This is a genomic window from Acidaminococcus massiliensis (genome assembly GCF_900095825.1).
GTDB lineage: Bacteria > Bacillota > Negativicutes > Acidaminococcales > Acidaminococcaceae > Acidaminococcus > Acidaminococcus massiliensis.
In genome coordinates, this window is record NZ_LT608315.1 from 2,132,080 (window position 1) to 2,149,865 (window position 17,786).

The window sequence follows — 17,786 nt, forward strand, 5'->3', positions numbered from 1 at the left end:
TGTCAGTTCCTCCTCGGGCTGTCCAGATAATTTTGCAGGATGACCACAGCGGCCATCATGTCGATGATCTTCTTCCGTTTTTTCCTCTGGAGATCCGCCTCGATCAGGACTTTTTCCGCTGCTACCGTAGAGAGCCGTTCATCCCACAGGACAACCGGGATGGACGGGAAGCGTTCCTCCAGGATTTTTTTGAATTCTTCGCTGGCCCTGGCTCTGTCGCCAATGGACCCGTTCATGTTCTTGGGGTAGCCCAGTACAAACTGCCCCACTCCTTCTGCTGCCACCAGTTCTCCCAGGCGCTGCAGGTCATTTTCCAGGCCTTTCCGGCGGATAGTCTCCACCCCCCGGGCCAAGAAGCCGGTTTCGTCGCTGACGGCCACCCCGATGGTCCGGGTGCCCAGATCCAAGCCCATGATCCTCATCAGCGGCCCGATTCTTCCAGATAAGCCTGGAGCAGGGCTTCGATCAGCTCATATCTCTCGAAACGCCGGATCTTCAGCCGGGCATCTTTGTAACTGGTCACATAGGCCGGATCCCCGCTCAGGAGATACCCAGCCAGCTGATCGATGGGATTGTATCCCTTTTCTTTCAGGGCTTCTGCCACCTCCCGGATGGTTTCCGCCACACTCTTGGTTTCCGGAACCGGTTTGAACATAGTGGTTTCCTGTGTAGTACGAGACATGTCTCTCCCTCCTTTTTTGTCAAGAAGGGGCTGTTGCGTGCAACAGCCCCAGTCTCGGGTCTCGAGTCTCGGGCCGATGGAGAGGACCCGTCCCTTAATGCCGGGTTCTTTTGATTATACAGAACCACATCCGTACTGTATAGAGAAACGCATATCTGGATTTCAGACAATCTGGTTCCCCACATTCAAAAAAAATTGCCTGCAAATTTATCCATCGGCTAGAGACTTGAGACTGATTGGCTGAACGTGCGGTTTTCACGTTCGGCCAATCCACTCAATAAAAATACTGACTGATGATCAGTGGAATGGATTCCTGGAACAGGACCAGCATCACCTCGATGGGGACTTTCATCCCTTCCTGGATCCAGCGCATGGTCATTTCTTCTCCCCCGTAGATCACCATTTCTGTGGCGAACTGGATATGGGGGTTCTTCAGATCCGCACCGGCTTTTTTTAGCATTAGGTGATAGGCATCCCGGACGAACCGCCGGTTGGTCTTTCGGATGTCTTCCACATCGCAGCTGGCATACAGATTCTGCAGGAATTTCAAGTTGGCTTCGTACAATTTGAACTTTTTGTACAAGGCTTCCGACCAGCACCGGCTCTTCAAGATTTCCCGCCCATGCCGGGCCAGGATATGCAGATACACCCAGTGGGCCAGTTCCTTCTTGTTCTTGCAGCAGCGCTCAAAATCTTCGTTTTTCAGCCCCGCATCCCGGACAATCTCGTCCACCGTGATGTCGCGGAGGTGTTTCTTCTCCAGCAGATGGTACAGGGCTTTTCCCAGTTTTTCCTTTGGATCCATTTCCACACCTTCTTGTCAAGCAATCGTATTTTCTGTTTTACTGCAGCTGGCCTTCCACCAGTTCCCAAGCTTTATCCAGCCCGGCCTGGAGTTTGCTGGCATCCTTGCCGCCAGCTTGGGCCATATCCGGCCGTCCGCCGCCGTTGCCGCCCATGGCCTGGGCCACACCTTTGGCGATTTTGCCAGCATGGATGCCCTTCTGCACTGCCTCTTTAGCAGCCATGACCAGGATGTTCACCTTGTCGGCGCTCATGGGAGCTGCCAGGACCACCACCCCGCCGGTCTTATCCCGAAGGGTATCACCCATTTTCCGCAGGGCATCTACATCCTGGACTTTTACTTCCTGGACCAGCACAGGGACACCTTTTACTTCTTTGGCATCCGCCGTGACGCTGGCAGCCTGAGCAGCCACCAGTTTCTTTTCCATTTCATCGGCCCGGTGCTTTTCTGCCCGCAGGTCTTCCTGGAGTCCATTGATCCGGCTCACCAGGTTGTTGGGACGGCCCTTCACCGCAGCCGCCACTTCTCCGATCAGGCTTTCCAGTTCCCGGGTGTAAGCCAGGGAACCCCGGCCGGTCACTGCTTCGATCCGCCGCACCCCTGCGCCTACGCTGGATTCGGAAAGGATCTTGAAGAGCCCGATATGGCTGGTATTGGACACATGGACCCCACCGCACAATTCCATGCTGTAACCGGGCACATTCACCACCCGGACGATTTTGCCGTATTTTTCTCCAAAGAGAGCCATAGCGCCCATTTCTTTGGCTTTTTCCAGTTCCTGCTGGGAAATTTCCACATCCACCGCATCCAGGATCTTTTCATTGACGATATCTTCTACCTGGGCCAGTTCTTCTTCCGTCAGAGGAGAGAAATGGGAGAAGTCGAACCGGAGACGGTCCGGTCCCACATAGCTGCCGGCCTGGTTCACATGGCTGCCCAGCACCTGTTTCAGAGCTGCATGGAGCAAATGAGTGGCCGTATGGTTCCGGGCAATGTCTGCCCGCCGTTTCAGGTTCACTTCGAATTCCACTTCATCCCCTACGCTCAGGGTACCTTGTTCCAAGGTCCCCAGCTGGATGGTGAAGCCGTCAGGCAGCTTTTTCGTATCCGTTACATTAAAGATGCCCTTGTCAGACACCAGCCGTCCCGTATCTCCCAGCTGGCCGCCCCCTTCAGCATGGAAGGCCGTATTGGTTAGGATCACCGCCAGTTCATCCCCGCTCTTGGCGTTTTGGATGGCCTGGGTATCGTGAGCCGGGAAGATGGCAGCTACTTTGCCACTCTTGCTGGCTTCATCTACGGTCAAGTTCCCCAATTTCAGGTGACGGGTTTCGTAGAGCACCGGTTTGCCCTCTTTGTCGTTCCGAGCAGCCCGGGCTCTTTCCCGCTGGGCTTCCATGGCCTTTTCAAAGCCTTCCTTATCCATGGTGAAGCCCTGTTCTTCCAGGATTTCTTCCGTCAGTTCCCAAGGGAAGCCGAAGGTATCATAGAGCTGGAAGGCATCTTCCCCGTCAAGGACCGTGCTGCCAGCTTTCCGCATGGCATCGATTTTCTGGTTCAGCAGATCCGTCCCCTGTTCCAGGGTCTGGAGGAAGGAATTTTCTTCCATGGCGATGACTTTTTCAATGTAGCTTTTCTTTTCCCGCAGGTCCGTGTAATGGTCCCCATACATGTCGATGACCAGATCCGCGGCTCCTACCAGGAATTCCTTCCGGATGCCCAGCAGACGGCCGTGGCGGATGGCCCGGCGCAGCACCCGGCGGAGGATATAACCCCGTCCCTCATTGGAAGGCAGGATCCCGTCCCCGATCATGAAGGTGACGGAACGGGCATGGTCGGCAATGACCTTCAGGGAAATATCATCCTTGGGATCCGCATTGTAAGTCTTGCCAGAAATCTTGCAGGCATATTCGATGATGGGGAAGATCAGGTCCGTCTCGAAGTTGCTGGGTTTGTTCTGGAGCACAGAAGCCACCCGTTCCAGCCCTAGGCCGGTATCGATGTTCTTGTGCTGGAGCGGGGTGTAGCTGCCGTCCGCTTCTTTGTTGTACTGGGTGAACACCAGGTTCCACAGTTCCAGGAAACGGCCGCAGTCACAGCCAGGTCCGCAGTCAGGACTGCCGCAGCCCCGTTCTTCGCCCAGATCGATGTGGATTTCGGAATCCGGTCCGCAAGGGCCGCCGCTGGCAATTTCCCACCAGTTGTCGTCCAGCTTCACGATCCGTTCCGCCGGGACTCCGCATACATCATGCCACAGGTCATAGGCTTCCTGATCTTTGGGATAGACCGTGATCCACAGTTTGTCTTTGGGGAGTTCCAGGACTTCCGTCAGGAATTCCCAGGCCCAGGGAATCACTTCTTTCTTAAAATAATCCCCGAAGGAGAAGTTCCCCAACATTTCGAAATACGTATGGTGCCGGGCAGTGCGGCCCACATTTTCAATATCTCCGGTCCGGACGCATTTCTGGCAGGTGGTGATCCGTGTCGCAGGCGGTTTCACCTTGCCGGTAAAATACGGCTTGAAAGGAGCCATGCCTGCGCCGATCAAGAGAAGCGTAGGGTCATCGTGGGGAATGAGGGACGCACTGGGCAGCACCAGGTGGCCTCGTTCCTTAAAGAAATCAAGATATTTCTGCCGAATCTCATTACCACTTAAATATTTCATTACCAACTCTCCCAAATTCGCTCCAGCAAAAAGGAAAACTGCATCCCATCAGCCAGAAAATTAAATTCTCTTTCGTATCCCATAAATTATATAAAAAGTAAAGAGGGCTGTCAAATAAATAAGGGGTGTGAATAAATTCACACCCCGGTCACGGGCCGCGACCTGTGGCTGCTGCCCGGGCAGCAGCCCCTACTCCCTATACATCCCTGCAATAGCCTCTTCCACGGTCCTTGCTTGGATGATGGTCAATCCTTCTGGTTCTTTTCCGAATGGGAAGCTGCCTTTGGGGACGATGAACCGTTTGAATCCCAGCTGGGCAGCTTCTTTGATCCTCCGGTCCGTCAGTCCTACCCGGCGCAGTTCACCCGTAAGGCCCACTTCCCCGATGGCCAGCACCCCCATGGGCACCGGACGGTTCCGATAACTGGAAACCAAGGCCCCCAGGATGGCCAGGTCCGCCGCCGGTTCCTTGATTTTCATACCGCCTACTGCGCACACATAGGCATCCTGGTCTCCAAAATTCATGCCGCAGCGCTTTTCCAGCACCGCCAGCAGCATATTCACCCGGTTGAAATCCACTCCCACCACGGTCCTCCGGGGCAAGCCAAAGGGAGTATGGGAAACCAGGGCCTGGATTTCTGTGAGGATCGGCCGGTTCCCTTCCATGGCCGCCGTGATCACCGAGCCGGAAACCGCCTCTTCTTTGGCTTCCAAGAACAGGCCGGAAGGATTGGACACTTCCCGGAGCCCTTCTTCTTCCATAGAAAAGATCCCGCATTCACTGGTGGAGCCGAATCGATTCTTCAGCGCCCGGAGCACTCGATAGGTGTAGGAGCGGTCTCCTTCGAACTGGAGCACCACGTCCACCATATGTTCCAGCAGCCGAGGCCCGGCGATGTTCCCCTCTTTGGTCACATGGCCGATGATGATCACCGCGATCCCCGTCTCTTTGGCAAAAGTCAGCAGCTTGGCGGTACATTCCCGCACCTGGCCCACGCTGCCCGCCGCGCTTTCCAGCTCCTGGTTGTACATGGTCTGGATGGAATCGATGACCAGGAGGCGGGGTTTCACCTGTTTGGCCTGGACCAGGATGGTCCCCAGTTCTGTAGCCGTCATGATCTGCAGGGCATCCGTTGCCTGTCCCAGCCGCTCTGCCCGCATGGCCGTCTGGGCTTCACTTTCTTCCCCCGATACGTAGAGCACCCGTTCTCCACTAGCTGCCGCCTTCATGGAAACATCCAGGGTGATGGTGGATTTGCCGATGCCCGGAGCCCCGCCCAAAAGGATCAGGGAACCGGGGACGATGCCGCCCCCCAGCACCCGGTCGAATTCGTGGATCCCGGTAGTCATCCTCCGTACCTTCACCTTCTCCACCTGCTTCAAGGTCTTAGGGGTAGGAGATTCCGTCACCGCCAGATAGGAAGGCCGCTGCCGGCTGGGAGCCGGAACTGCAGTTTCTTCCACCAGAGTATCCCACTTCCCGCATTCCGGGCATTTACCCAGCCATTTGGGTGTAGAATACCCACAGTTCTGACATACGTAATGGGTCTGTGTTTTGGCCACTTATTCTTCCTCCTGGAGCAGCCGATACGCATTCCGCACGATCTGTTCCTTGTTTTCCTCGCTGACATGGTCTCCCAGCACATGGAGGAAATAATCCAGCAGCCGGGCTTCCCGGCCAGTGATCAGTTTGTGGGCGGCCAGAGCCTGGACCAGCTGATTGGAAGACAGGTCTCCTTTGCCCGCTGGCAGCTGGGATTGGACGGCTGTCTGCCGAGGCAGGCGGATGATCCGGATGAAGCCCCCGTTTCCCCGTTTGGACTCCACCTCATAGCCCCGTTCTGGGGTAAAGCGAGTGGTCAGGGTATAAGTGATCTGGCTGGGCGCACAGGACAGCTTTTCCGCCAGCTGGCTCCGCTTTACGTCCACCCGGTCCTGTTCGTTGGCGAACAGCTCGCTGATGATGAATTGCTCTATGGCATCTGCTATATTGCGCATGATGATTACCTCCTATGGGAAAGACAGGTTCTCCCATGCTCTATTATATTTGACATTTTGACGTTTGGCAAGAGGGAATTGTTTCACCCCATCACCCGCGCTCCCACAAAAATCTGCAGCCCCAGGATCACCGGCACCCCGATGGTGAATTTCAGATGTTTCGTCTTGTGCCTGAACAGAAACATGGCCAAAAGGGCCCCTGCACTGCCCCCCAGGGCCGCCAGACCCAGCAGCCGGATTTCCGGCACCCGCCAGGCCCCCTTTTTGGCACAGAATTTGTCATAGCCGTACACGGCAAAAGTAATGGCGTTGATCAGAAGAAGCCCCGTTGTAAGCGGGGTAAATGGGAAAGGCATGACATATACTCCTCCATGGTTTAGCGTGGATTGTTCATCGTTTCGGAAGCCATAAGAAAGAAGTCAGACCGGCCCTCTGGGCCATGATCCTCACCGGCGATGCCCCGGTCTTTCCGTCCCGCTGCCTCTGGTCCACCCTGCATCCTGCCAGAAGGACCAGCAGCAGGCACAGGGCCGCCAGGGCCATGGTCTTTCGTGGACATTTCATCGTGGCCGTCCTCCTTGTTTCTTTCTATTGTAGCATATAAAGGAAATATTGACTCTTTTCCCCCTTTTCCCTACAATGAAATTACCTGCAGTATAAAGGAGATCTGTCTATGAAAGCCCGCACACAACCCCTGGATTTTTTCTTTACCCCCGGCGGTTTCCAGCCGGATTCCCCGGAAAAAGGTCTATCTGCTGAACAAGCCCGGCTTCGGAAAAACTTCCAGGAACATCCCTGGCTGACCCTGTATCAGCTGGGCTTCTCTTCCCTTTCTCAGGATGCCAGTCCTTCCTTCCAGTTCCTTCATCGTCTAGCCGCCGCTTTTGTGGAAGCCCTGAGCCATGATCCGTTCCTCCAGATATCCCTGTCAGAAACCCGAATCCCTCTTTCCCCGGAACAGGAGGACAGGCTGCTGGACGGGGTTCCCTTTGCCCCCGGCAGCACCTGGATCGACTCAGGCTGGCTCCATCACGCCTGGGACCAGCTGAATCAGGCCTTTGCCCAGGATCTGGGGAAATTTTCCGGCACTGTGGAAGATTATCTGAAGACCCGGAGCGGTGCCCTCCGCCCGGCTGACCGGATCTACTTCCACCTGGTGGAAAACAAAAGGAGCGAAACCTATCCTTTCGCCTTCCTGGCCACCTATGCAACCTATGATGCAAAGAAAGAGGCCCGTCACATGCCTCTTTCCTATGCCCTCCAGGAATACAAGGATGACCGGGACAAGCTCATGCAGCTGCTTTCCTCCCTGGACAAGGTGGCCCAGATTTCTCCCTTCCACGGCCGGTTCATCTCCTCGGGAGAGATCTTCCACCCCTTTGGACTGACACCTTCGGAAGCCTATGAATTCCTGAAGACCATCCCCCAGGTAGAAAGCCTGGGCATCCGCTGCCGGATCCCCAACTGGTGGCGCCAGGGAAAACGCCAGGTCTCCCTGTCTGTGAAAATCGGAGACCAGGAAAAACCCCTGCTGGGCGCCGAGACCCTGCTGACCCTCCAACCTTCCCTGACTGTGGACGGGGTAACCCTCACCCCGGAAGACATTGCCCGGCTGCTGTCCGGTACCGAAGGCCTGGCCCTGATCAAGGGCAAATGGGTCGAAGTGGACCACCAGCATCTGAAGGAACTGCTCCAGCAACTGAAGGGATTTTCCGGCACCGTCACCGTGGCGGTGGCCCTCCGGGAAGAACTGTCCGTTCAGGACGGGGTGACTTTCACCCACGGCCAGTGGCTGACCAGGCTCCTGGACCGGCTGCGCCACCCGGAAAAGGCAGCTCCTCTGGAGGTTCCGGAAGCTGTCCAGGCCACCCTCCGTCCCTACCAGAAAACAGGATTCTCCTGGCTGTGCACCCTGTCCGATTATGGATTCGGCATGTGTCTGGCCGATGACATGGGGCTGGGAAAGACCCTGGAAGTCCTGACCTATCTGGCCCGTCAGCAGCAGAAGCTTCCGGAAGGACGGTTCCTGCTGGTAGTCCCGGCTTCTCTGCTGGACAACTGGTCCCGGGAACTGGACCGTTTCACTCCTTCCCTTTCCTATACCGTGCTCCACGGACGGACGGCCAAAAAGCTGGAAGAAGTGCTGGCTGATTCTCAGACCTTCCTGACCCTGACCACCTATGCCCTGGTCCCCCGTCTGGCCGGCCTCCAGAAAATCCCCTGGGACGGAGTGATCCTGGACGAAGCCCAGGCCATCAAGAACCCGGGCACCCGGCAGGCCCGTCAGATCAAAGAGCTGAAAGCCCGCCACCGTCTGGCCATGACCGGGACGCCGGTGGAAAACGACCTGTCCAATCTGTGGTCTCTTTTCGACTTTCTGGACCCGGGACTCTTGGGAAGCCGGAAAGAGTTCGCTGCCTACGCCGCAGGCCTGAAAAACAGCGGGAACTACGAACCCCTGCGGGCGGCTCTTTCTCCTTTTATCCTGCGCCGCCTCAAAACGGACAAGTCCATTATCTCCGATCTGCCGGAAAAGATCGAAAAGAACGAGTACATTTCCCTGTCTCCCCGCCAGGTGGCCCTGTACCGCAGCGAAGTCAGCCATTTCCGCACCTTGCTCCAGGAAGACACGGAAATCAGCGGGATCAGACGGAAAGGTCTGGTGCTGGCCATGCTCAACAAACTGAAGCAGATCTGCAACCATCCGGACCAGTTCCTGGGCACAGGGAACTACCAGGAAACCGAAAGCGGGAAATTCCGCCGTCTGGGGGAACTGTGCCGGAACATCTACGAAAAACGGGAGCGGGTACTGGTATTCACCCAGTACCGGGAAATCACCGATGCCCTGTCTGCCTTCCTGACAGAAGTATTCGGCCGGCCCGGCTTTGTGATCCACGGGGGCGTACCGGTGAAGAAGCGGCAGGCCATGGTGGACGCCTTTAACGGGGAAGACTATATGCCCTATATGGTCCTGTCCCTGAAGGCAGCCGGCACCGGACTGAACCTGACCAGCGCCAGCCATGTGATCCACTTCGATCGCTGGTGGAATCCGGCCGTGGAAAACCAGGCCACCGACCGGGCCTACCGGATCGGGCAGACCCGGAATGTGATCGTCCACAAATTCATCTGTTCCGGTACCATCGAGGAACGGATCGACGCCATGATCAACAGTAAAAAAGACCTGGCAGAACAGGTCATTGGAGGCAGTACCACATGGATCACCGAGCTTTCCGACCGGGAGCTGCTGGATCTGATGAAGTTGGACCTGCCGGAAAAGAGGCGGTAGTCCATGAGTGCCAAACGAAAATATTCCTGGGGTTTTTCCTATGCAAAGTATCCCCAGCCTACCATCGAAGCCCTGCAGAAGCAGGCAGAACAGACCCTGCGGAAGGCCGGTGAAAAAAGCCGACAGTATCAGCCGGTCCATGTAACCGGGACCCAGCTTTGCCGCCACTGGTGGGGCAAAGCCTGGTGCAGGGCCATCGAATCCTATTCAGATATCAGCAACCGGCTGGCCCGGGGACGCCGGTACCTGAAGGCGGATACCGTACTGGATCTCCAGCTGGCACCGGGAGAAATCCATGCCCTGGTCCAGGGATCCCGGGTGAGACCCTATAAGGTCCAGATCACCCTGGGCCCTCTTTCGGACCAGAACCGGAAGAAAATCGAGGAAGCCTGTGTGGGATTCCTTCCCAACATGGAAGCGCTGCTTAACGGAGATCTGCCTCCCACGGTAGCGGAGGTGTTCACCCAGGAAGGGGGCTTATTCCCCCGGCGCTGGGAACTCCATATCCGCTGCAGCTGCCCTGACGACGCCATTCTGTGCAAACATGCGGCCGCCGTACTCTACGGCGTGGGGGTGCGTATCGACGAAAATCCCTTCCTGTTTTTCCAGCTGAGAGGTATCTCGGTGGAAAAGCTGATCGGCCAGAAACTGGAAAGCCGGGTGGAAGAAATGCTGTCCCATGCCCAGGACGCCCCCACAGACCGAACCCTGCCGGAGGAGGAGATCGGGAAGCTGTTTGGGGTATAAAACGGCAAGAAATCAGACCGGCCCTGACTTCTTGCCTTGCTCTGCCGGGCGGCCGGGAAGGGCTTGCCTGCGGCAAGCCCCTACGCCGTCGCTGCCCTACGGCCGATGCAACACCGAACAACCGATGATAATCCCCGTAGGGGCGGTTCAAAACTTTTGCCCCTGGCAAAATGTTGCCAGAGCCGCCCGCCTCCTGCTGAATGTGAAAACTGCCCATTGTTCGCTCTTGGGTGCTTGCTTTCTTCCCAGGCGTCCAGGGTCCGCTGCATCCTGCCCAGCTTGATTCCGATTGCCAGTGCATCTTTTGTTTTCATCCTGTTTCCTCCTGTTTTCGGGTATAAAAATGCCGCCCCGCTAGGGACGGCTACTTTCAATCAGTCGACAATGATTCCTCTTTTTTCCCGCATTTCCTTTTTCCACTTTAAATAGTTTGCAAATGCTTTTTGGATTTCTAAAGGAGTATCTTTTTTTAGCCTGTTGCTGCACGCTGGAGCATTCTTGTCGAGATAATCCCAGAATTCCCGATATCCCCATTTTGAATAATCTTTTTCCATGGCATCTACCCCCTTTAAGTTTAATTATCTCCTATCCCCCGAAGAAGTCAACTAAAATTTAATATTCGCGTCATTCATGAATCGTTCTGTTTCCTCAAGAACTTGGGAAGCAGTTTTTCTAGGATGCGGTGATGTTAAGGCTTCCGCTATTGCTTCAGCAAAAAATTCTGCATGGTCTTGGTATGCATATTTGCTTAGAAGACGTGTAATTTCATTTTCAGTTTTCCCCCTCATCTTACACACATCCAAAACTATATAATCGCTGAAATTTTTAACAGTAGAACTTGCTGCGTTATTCTTGGTTAAAAATTCGTCTATCACATGACCATATTCATGGACTATGATGGATTGCCATTGAGTTCCTTTCGGATGAAATCCAATTTTTACATCTTTACGATGATCCAGACAATGGCCAGCAGCCGGCGCCGGAACGCTGCCTCAATACGGCGTTTGGGCTCCCAGAGATGACGGTTCTTTTTCATGGTTGCTCACTTTCAGGCATGAAAAAACCGCCGACGTTTTCACGAAGGCGGTTTTGTTAAAATCCAGGTGTATATAAGGGGTTGAGCTTTGTTTTTTCATAATCATCAGGGTACAGTCGATCCAGGCCTTTCAGAGTAATCTTTGGACGTCCTTTGCTGACCAGGAAGTGTCCATCTGTATCCACGTCCACGGAGATTCCTTCCGCCAGCCCTCCCTGGATCAGCATCCTCATCAAGGCTAGAAACCTGACCCGGGTGATTCCCAGGGTTTCCGGCGAAAGGCTGCGCTCATCGAAGGTTTCTGTATCCATGCTGGAATTCAACACGGATAGGATACGGTAAATGATTCGGATGTTATCCATGAGGAACGCCTTCTTTATCTAGCTGAAGAGCATAATAGATGGCATCTTCTTCTGTCTGGACGTCGCCATCTTTAATAGCTTCACTCATTTCCTGGCGCAGCTCATCTGTTTCAAGAGTCGCCCGGATTCCAAACAGAAATTTTTCATCTTTGGATATACTTTCAAGCGCCTCTATCATTTTTTGTTCGATAGCCGTAGGCTTCGGCAGTTTATATCCATTCATTTCAGTTTTCTTCTCCCTATAAACTGGTATTGATTAAACCCGCAATTCCGAAATGTGTATAAATAGTTCCCGATTGCTCTTTGAAGTACCGGCTTTGCTCTTTCTTCTTCAGTAAGGTTGGTATTCAGCTCACTGACCACTTTAGCATATTCCTCTTTTGGAAGTTTAACCTCTCGATGCTGACGATCAATCTTCCTTGACGTCTTCACCTTACCATTGTTTCTGGGATTTTTCAAGCTGTTCTTGCTACCGCTTGCTTTAGAGAACTGGCCCGTGTTGTTAGGGTTGCCTCCCCTGGGATGTTTCCCCTCCTCCCAGGAATCCATAGTTCTCTGGGGCCCTTTAGGTTGTGCAGATTCGTCCGGCCTAGGCGACGGGTCCTGCTTGCCATTTTCCCCGCTCTCACCCTGGTTTCCGAGGCTGCTGCGGGCATTTCCAAAGAATCCATCCATGTCGCCCATCCCCTTGTTGGGGTCCTGTATGGTATCGTCAGCCTTTTCGATGTCCTCATCGGTGATGTTGGTCCACATCCCGGTGATCTCGCTCTGGCTGCGCAGCTCTTTGAGAGCTGTGCGCTGAGAGATCAGGCCAGCCTGGAAGGTTATGGTCACAGAGTTGGTGTTCTTAGATGCCAGGTCGCTCATTTCATCTTCGTCTGGCCGCCGGACTGCGTTAAACTCAAAGTCCAGGCCGTCCGGGACAGCCCCAATGGCAGACATGGCCATAATGGGCAGCAGCTTGTCATAGATGGGTCGGAGGATGGATTCCTGCTTCTCTTCTATGGTGTCATAGTAGTTCTGCATGTCGCTTTCCCCTGTGGCATTCATACCGGCAGGGCTGCGGCCAAACAGTTTGGTGACCGGGGTCTCTGCGGCTCCGGCTACGTCCATCATGAACCGGTCATAGGTATCGGCAATCCCCCCGAAGGTGTACTGGTGAGTCTCGAAGCTGTCGTTTTCCCCGTCGATGACCGCAGCAAGCACACGGATTTTTAAATCCAGGTTTTTCCCATTTGTAGAGCTAATGAATTTCTCAGGGCAACAGTTCCCTGCACTCATTACCTCTGCTGTGTATCTAATTCAGGTATAGGATTCCTCCGTACACACTCAGCCCATTTTTCTTCCAGGATTTTTCGTTCCTTTTCATCTGTACATTTTTTTAATTTCTCGCATATTTCATATTCTTCTTTTGACGGTTGAATCATCATTTCTATTTTCCTCCATCAAAATGTCTCCAGCTGCCACATTTCCTGCAAACCAGGGTAATGGATCTTCTGCCTTTATCCAAAACAGTTATTTCTATATCCCTGCTGCCACACCGTGGACAGGGCCGGATTTCTCCTGTTGCCGCGTAAGCAATGGCATTGTCCAGCCAGGGGATATTTTTTCTTTTCTTCATTTTTTCTTTTTCCAATCCAAAAATCTGCATATCATATAGATAACATACAAACCCCAGATGATATAACTCAATGTGTCAATCTTGTGAGTGGATCCCAGTACACAGATTGTCATAAGGATATCAGTGGTTTTCAGTTTCATGCAGGATTCCTCTCTTTCATTTTATACAAAGGAGGCCAAATGATGTCGCATTTGCCTTGAAACATATAGGCCCTGCCGGGAGGCCGGGACGGGCTTGCCTGCGGCAAGCCCCTCGTATAATAGAGTTGTACCAGATATTCTCTTTTATAGTGAATTACGGTACGATTAGAATGGAGCTGTGGATCGGTTGCGAACCCCTACCGCTTGACGGTTTTCGTAGAGTCCGACCACAGACTTCATTCAATTTGTTAATGAGTTGGATACCGCTCGACGGTTCATATCTAGCGAGGATACATTATGATGAAGTCTCTGTGGCTTTGATGCACAGCTGCCAATTCAAAAAAAGGAGGTTGATTTTTATGCTTTGTATCGGAATTGACGTTGCAAAGCGGAAACATGACTGCTGTATCATTGACTCGGATGCATTGAAAACAGTTGAATCTTTTACATTTCCCAATTCACGGGAAGGCTTTGACATGCTCCTTTCCAAGATTTCTGAACTGGGCATTCCAAAAGATAAAATAAGAGTAGGATTGGAAGCAACCGGTCACTATTCCTCGAATCTCGCCCATTTCATCTCAGAACATGACCTTCCACTGCTCACTTTCAATCCGCTTCTCACGAATAGATACAAGCAAGGATTCAGCCTGCGTAAAACCAAGACTGATAAAGTCGATGCCTGCGCTATTGCACAGATGATTGTGTCAGGGAAAGGATCCCAAACCTACTCTTCTTCATTGTACCATAACGAGGAAATGAAATCACTCTCTCGTTACAGATCTCAAACCATGCAGAAGTGTTCCAAGCTAAAGATATCAGTTTCCCGTCTGGTTACGATTTTATTCCCAGAGCTGGAAGGGCTGACATCTTCCATCCATCTTGCTTCAATCTATGCGCTTCTAAAAGCCTATCCTGGCCATGAACAGATTGCTCATTGCAGCATGAAGCGGCTGACGCGCCTGTTAAGTGATGCCTCACAGGGGAGATTTGACAAAAGCAAGGCTTTGGAAATCCACCAGGCAGCATGCCGTTCTATCGGTAAAGTCTCGCTTTCGGCTTCTATGGAACTCGTCCATACCATTACGGATATTGAAGTGTTGAAGCAGCATATCGTTGAAATCGATGAGAAGCTTAAGGAAATGGTGGACCAGGAAGAATCTTCGATTATTGACATACCAGGGATCGGTTATACCCTTTGTGCCAGCATTCTGGGCGAAGTTGGTGATTTCAAGCGTTTTCCGGATGTCGACAAGCTCCTTGCTTACGCAGGGATGTCACCTTCCAAACATGACTCTGGAGACTACCATTCGAAGCATAACAAGATGGAAAAAAGAGGATCCCCCTATCTGCGAAAGACACTGTACCTTGCCGCCCGCCTGGTTGCACAGAACGTACCGAAATTCAAAGAATACCTTGAAAAGAAACTGTCAGAACACAAGCCTTACAAAATCGCTTTGTCCCATGTAGCCAAGAAACTGATCCGATTGATTTACCGGCTTGGTATTAGTGGCTGCCCTTATTTAGCCTGATTTTTTTAAGCCCACAAAAGGGGGCTTGGGTAAGTGCGCCCTTTTGCCAAGATCCATAGCAACTGAAATTTATTTTAAAATTGGCTTGACTTTATATAGTTGGTCTACGCCGTCGCTGCCCTACGGCCGAGAACAACGGTGTCCTCCGGTTGTTGTCCTTGGCGGGCCGGCCGCTGGCCGGACCTCTTGCACGGACAACCGCAGATTCCGTCCACCCGATTGAACAGTCACCATCCGCCCCTAACGTGGTAGGGGAGTGCCGCAGGCCCGCCCGTCCCGGCCTGCGGTTTTACAAGTTCAGACCCATCTGCCTCCTGGCAGATGGGTCTCCTTTGACGCGAGACGAGAGACAATGAGCGTTAGACTGAAAAGCGGCTTCCCCGCTTTTCACCCCTTCACCCGCGCCACCACTCCCCGGTCGGTGATCAGCACCACTTTGGCATGGGCTTTTTTGCCGATCTTGTCATAGATCCGTCCTGCACTGCAGGTATCTCCCAGCACGGTGTGGGTGCTGTTGGCCACGTAGCCCACTTTCCCGATACCCGGCAGTTCTGCTCGGATGGCTTCACGATCATACTCATTGTCCGGCTCCTTTTTCAGCACCAGCTCCATTTTCCGCCGAAATACTCCGTAACCCATATAATGATTGCAGCCTGTGATCGTAATGAAAATCTTTTTCATATTTCCCACCTTCCTTTTCTTGTTTCCATTATAGAAGATTTGATGGGTAAAATGGGGGACAGATAAGAGGCAATGGATTCCTTATCTCGTTTCACTCCGATGGTGGAAACAGAAACCGTTCCGCCGGGTTCAATCCCATCAAAGCAGAATTGAAAGCTGGCATCTTCCGCCCAGGACAGTGTTGGGATTGCCTTTCCCTGCATATCCTGCTGGAAAACCGCACCCTGCCTTGTTCTGCGGGGTATGATTCCCTATTTTTTATAAAAAATATCCCTATATTTTCCGAATAGGGAAAATATAGGGAATCCGTTCGTGCATTACACGATATTTAGTGATACATGACAACAGGTCGAAATCCTGAGAAACAAAGCTCCATTGCGAAAAAAGGACTTTCCTTTCGGAAAGTCCTTTAAAGTCTCTGGCAGGAGTACTAGGATTCGAACCCAGATCGACGGTTTTGGAGACCGTTGCTCTACCATTGAACTATACTCCTATGGAGCGGAAAACGAGATTCGAACTCGCGACCCCCACCTTGGCAAGGTGATGCTCTACCACTGAGCTACTTCCGCATTGGCGACCCAGGACGGACTCGAACCGACGATCTCCGCCGTGACAGGGCGGCATTCTAACCAACTGAACTACTGGGCCGTTGCCTCAACGCCTTCCAGCGCTGTCGACTTGTTTAGTATACGATACATCTGCCAGATTGTCAAGGGAATTTTTAATCTTCCACCTTTTCAATGGCACCTACTGGGCAGCCTTCCATGGCAGCCACTGCATTGGCTTCTTCCTCTGCAGGCACAGCATCCGGAATGGCTTCTGCCTGGCCGGCATCCGTCATATGGAACACTGCCGGGCAAGTCCCTTCACACAAACCACAACCGATGCAAGTTTCATTGACTTTGAATTTCATATTTCCCACTCCCCTTTTTACTGGAGCCAGGAGCCGGTCCCGTTGACCGTCTCCCTTGCTCTTTCTGGCTCCAGTATAGGGCAAAGGGGAAATGCAGACAGTTGGTATGACAACGTTCTGCGAAAAAATTCATTCAGCCACTTCTTTTTCCCATTCTAAGACATACTGGACGAAATACTGGACACCCAGGCCCAGGGCTTTTTCGTCGATGTCGAAATAAGGGCTGTGCTGCGGATACCGTTTGGCTTCATCTGCAAAGCCGCCGCCCAGGAGCAGCAGGCATTTGGGATTGTAATACTTGGCGAAGTCTTCCCCACCCATCTGCAGTTCCCAGTCGATGATCTTGTCTTTGTCGAAGACCTTTGCACAGGCCCGGCGTCCCGTATCCACACAGGCATCATCGTTGATCATAGGAGGCGGTCCGAAGTGGTATTCAGTGCGGATGGCAGCCCGGGTTGCGGTCCCGACACCTTGAGCTACCCGTTCCAAGATATGGGGGTAGGCTTCCCGCAGTTCCTTATTGAAGGTACGGGCAGTGCCGGACAGATGGGCTTCGCCCGGGATCACATTGGAAGTGGTGCCGCTCTGGAAGCTGGTGACGCTGAGCACGGCCGGTTCCAGGGGATTGACTTCCCGGCTGACCACGGTCTGGAGGGCGGTGACGAATTCTGAACCAGCCACAATGGGATCGATGGTCTGATGAGGCAGGGCCCCATGGCCCCCTTTCCCTTCCACATAGATATCGAAGGTATCCGCCGCACTCATCACGGGACCATAGCGCAGGGAAGCACAGCCTGCTGGGATCTTGCTCCAAATATGCAGGGCGATGAGCCGGTCACATTCCTTCACCAGGGGTTCTTCCTTCATATAGTAAGCCCCGCTGTCCTCGATGAATTCTTCTGCCGGCTGGAACAACAGCCGGACAGTGACTTTCAGCTGGTCTTTCATCCCAGCCAAGATCTTGGCCGTCCCCAGCAGGATGGTGATGTGGGTATCATGGCCACAGGCATGCATGGTGCCTTCATTCTGGGATTTATAGGCTTCCGTCCCCAATTCTGTGATGGGCAGAGCATCGATATCTGCCCGGATGCCGATGATCTTGTCCGAAGAATGCGGCCCCTTGACGGTGGCAATCACACCGGACTTGCAGGCTTTCACGCAGGGGATCCCCAATTTCCCCAGATACTCCATGATGTATTTCTGGGTTTCAAATTCCTTCCAAGATCTTTCTGGATGCTCGTGGAAATGTCTCCGCAGGGCAACCAGTTCTTCTTGGATTCCATTGACTTGTTCTTTTACATCCATTGTTCAACGCCTCCAG

Annotated in this window: 21 protein-coding genes and 3 tRNA genes; 3 read left to right on the top strand and 21 right to left on the bottom strand. The window is 53.1% G+C overall.

Features of this window, described 5'->3' with window-relative positions; translation table 11 throughout:
• Positions 1-2: 2 nt before the first annotated feature.
• The 8 genes from ruvX to BQ2657_RS13005 form a co-directional block, all read right to left on the bottom strand.
• Positions 3-422 (bottom strand): Holliday junction resolvase RuvX, encoded by a 420-nt coding sequence (gene ruvX / locus BQ2657_RS10245; RefSeq protein ID WP_075580520.1) that lies wholly within the window; start codon positions 420-422, stop codon positions 3-5.
• The gene (locus BQ2657_RS10250; RefSeq protein WP_075580521.1) at positions 422-682 is read right to left on the bottom strand and encodes an IreB family regulatory phosphoprotein; all 261 of its coding nucleotides are present in this window, start codon (positions 680-682) and stop codon (positions 422-424) included. Before BQ2657_RS10250 ends, ruvX begins: the two co-directional genes overlap by 1 nt.
• Before the next feature lie 274 nt (positions 683-956).
• Positions 957-1,487, bottom strand: coding sequence for a TetR-like C-terminal domain-containing protein (locus tag BQ2657_RS10255; protein WP_075580522.1), 531 nt, complete (start codon positions 1,485-1,487; stop codon positions 957-959).
• Positions 1,488-1,524: 37 nt separating this feature from the next.
• Complete coding sequence (alaS, locus tag BQ2657_RS10260; RefSeq protein ID WP_075580523.1) at positions 1,525-4,152, bottom strand: alanine--tRNA ligase; 2,628 nt, start codon at positions 4,150-4,152, stop codon at positions 1,525-1,527.
• Between the two features lie 189 nt (positions 4,153-4,341).
• A complete protein-coding gene (gene radA, locus BQ2657_RS10265; RefSeq protein WP_075580524.1) occupies positions 4,342-5,715 on the bottom strand; it encodes a DNA repair protein RadA in 1,374 nt (457 codons plus the stop codon).
• Positions 5,716-6,150 (bottom strand): CtsR family transcriptional regulator, encoded by a 435-nt coding sequence (locus BQ2657_RS10270; protein WP_075580525.1) that lies wholly within the window; start codon positions 6,148-6,150, stop codon positions 5,716-5,718.
• A gap of 83 nt (positions 6,151-6,233) precedes the next feature.
• Positions 6,234-6,506, bottom strand: a complete 273-nt coding sequence (locus tag BQ2657_RS10275; RefSeq protein WP_075580526.1) for a DUF1294 domain-containing protein — start codon at positions 6,504-6,506, stop codon at positions 6,234-6,236.
• Between the two features lie 34 nt (positions 6,507-6,540).
• Complete coding sequence (locus BQ2657_RS13005) at positions 6,541-6,714, bottom strand: hypothetical protein (RefSeq protein ID WP_154667111.1); 174 nt, start codon at positions 6,712-6,714, stop codon at positions 6,541-6,543.
• A 109-nt stretch (positions 6,715-6,823) separates the two neighbouring features.
• Here BQ2657_RS13005 and BQ2657_RS10280 point away from each other — a divergent pair, with 109 nt between their 5' ends.
• Both BQ2657_RS10280 and BQ2657_RS10285 read left to right on the top strand, forming a co-directional pair.
• On the top strand, positions 6,824-9,436 hold the full coding sequence (locus tag BQ2657_RS10280) for a DEAD/DEAH box helicase (protein WP_075580527.1): 2,613 nt from the start codon (positions 6,824-6,826) through the stop codon (positions 9,434-9,436).
• 3 nt (positions 9,437-9,439) lie between these two features.
• Positions 9,440-10,183: an SWIM zinc finger family protein gene (locus BQ2657_RS10285; RefSeq protein ID WP_075580528.1), complete on the top strand. Its 744-nt coding sequence runs from the start codon at positions 9,440-9,442 to the stop codon at positions 10,181-10,183.
• A 374-nt stretch (positions 10,184-10,557) separates the two neighbouring features.
• Here the strand turns inward: BQ2657_RS10285 and BQ2657_RS10295 are convergent, their stop codons facing one another.
• The 6 genes from BQ2657_RS10295 to BQ2657_RS13010 form a co-directional block, all read right to left on the bottom strand.
• Positions 10,558-10,737, bottom strand: a complete 180-nt coding sequence (locus BQ2657_RS10295; protein ID WP_075580530.1) for a hypothetical protein — start codon at positions 10,735-10,737, stop codon at positions 10,558-10,560.
• 51 nt (positions 10,738-10,788) lie between these two features.
• Positions 10,789-11,058 carry a hypothetical protein gene (locus tag BQ2657_RS13160; RefSeq protein ID WP_187119198.1) on the bottom strand — a complete coding sequence of 90 codons (270 nt, stop codon included), beginning with the start codon at positions 11,056-11,058 and terminating at the stop codon, positions 10,789-10,791.
• A 217-nt stretch (positions 11,059-11,275) separates the two neighbouring features.
• The gene (locus tag BQ2657_RS10300) at positions 11,276-11,581 is read right to left on the bottom strand and encodes a YjcQ family protein (protein WP_075580531.1); all 306 of its coding nucleotides are present in this window, start codon (positions 11,579-11,581) and stop codon (positions 11,276-11,278) included.
• Positions 11,574-11,804: a glycosyltransferase family protein gene (locus BQ2657_RS10305; protein ID WP_075580532.1), complete on the bottom strand. Its 231-nt coding sequence runs from the start codon at positions 11,802-11,804 to the stop codon at positions 11,574-11,576. Before BQ2657_RS10305 ends, BQ2657_RS10300 begins: the two co-directional genes overlap by 8 nt.
• On the bottom strand, positions 11,801-12,862 hold the full coding sequence (locus BQ2657_RS10310) for an anti-CBASS protein Acb1 family protein (RefSeq protein ID WP_075580533.1): 1,062 nt from the start codon (positions 12,860-12,862) through the stop codon (positions 11,801-11,803). The genes BQ2657_RS10305 and BQ2657_RS10310 overlap by 4 nt, the downstream gene beginning before the upstream one ends.
• Positions 12,862-13,011, bottom strand: coding sequence for a hypothetical protein (locus BQ2657_RS13010; RefSeq protein WP_154667112.1), 150 nt, complete (start codon positions 13,009-13,011; stop codon positions 12,862-12,864). Before BQ2657_RS13010 ends, BQ2657_RS10310 begins: the two co-directional genes overlap by 1 nt.
• A gap of 690 nt (positions 13,012-13,701) precedes the next feature.
• Here BQ2657_RS13010 and BQ2657_RS10315 point away from each other — a divergent pair.
• The gene (locus BQ2657_RS10315) at positions 13,702-14,871 is read left to right on the top strand and encodes an IS110 family RNA-guided transposase (RefSeq protein WP_075580534.1); all 1,170 of its coding nucleotides are present in this window, start codon (positions 13,702-13,704) and stop codon (positions 14,869-14,871) included.
• 387 nt (positions 14,872-15,258) lie between these two features.
• Here BQ2657_RS10315 and BQ2657_RS10320 read toward each other — a convergent pair whose 3' ends face one another.
• The 7 genes from BQ2657_RS10320 to BQ2657_RS10350 form a co-directional block, all read right to left on the bottom strand.
• A complete protein-coding gene (locus tag BQ2657_RS10320; protein ID WP_075580535.1) occupies positions 15,259-15,552 on the bottom strand; it encodes an HIRAN domain-containing protein in 294 nt (97 codons plus the stop codon).
• Positions 15,549-15,800, bottom strand: a complete 252-nt coding sequence (locus tag BQ2657_RS13750; protein WP_390621278.1) for a DUF4417 domain-containing protein — start codon at positions 15,798-15,800, stop codon at positions 15,549-15,551. Before BQ2657_RS13750 ends, BQ2657_RS10320 begins: the two co-directional genes overlap by 4 nt.
• Before the next feature lie 171 nt (positions 15,801-15,971).
• Positions 15,972-16,045, bottom strand: a tRNA-Trp gene (locus BQ2657_RS10330).
• 1 nt (position 16,046) lies between these two features.
• Positions 16,047-16,121, bottom strand: a tRNA-Gly gene (locus tag BQ2657_RS10335).
• 2 nt (positions 16,122-16,123) lie between these two features.
• A tRNA-Asp gene (locus BQ2657_RS10340) sits at positions 16,124-16,200 on the bottom strand.
• A 73-nt stretch (positions 16,201-16,273) separates the two neighbouring features.
• The gene (locus BQ2657_RS10345) at positions 16,274-16,465 is read right to left on the bottom strand and encodes a ferredoxin (protein ID WP_071142542.1); all 192 of its coding nucleotides are present in this window, start codon (positions 16,463-16,465) and stop codon (positions 16,274-16,276) included.
• A gap of 129 nt (positions 16,466-16,594) precedes the next feature.
• Entirely contained in the window at positions 16,595-17,770 is a 1,176-nt protein-coding gene (locus BQ2657_RS10350) for a M20 metallopeptidase family protein (RefSeq protein WP_075580537.1), read from the bottom strand.
• Between the last annotated feature and the right edge of the window lie 16 nt (positions 17,771-17,786).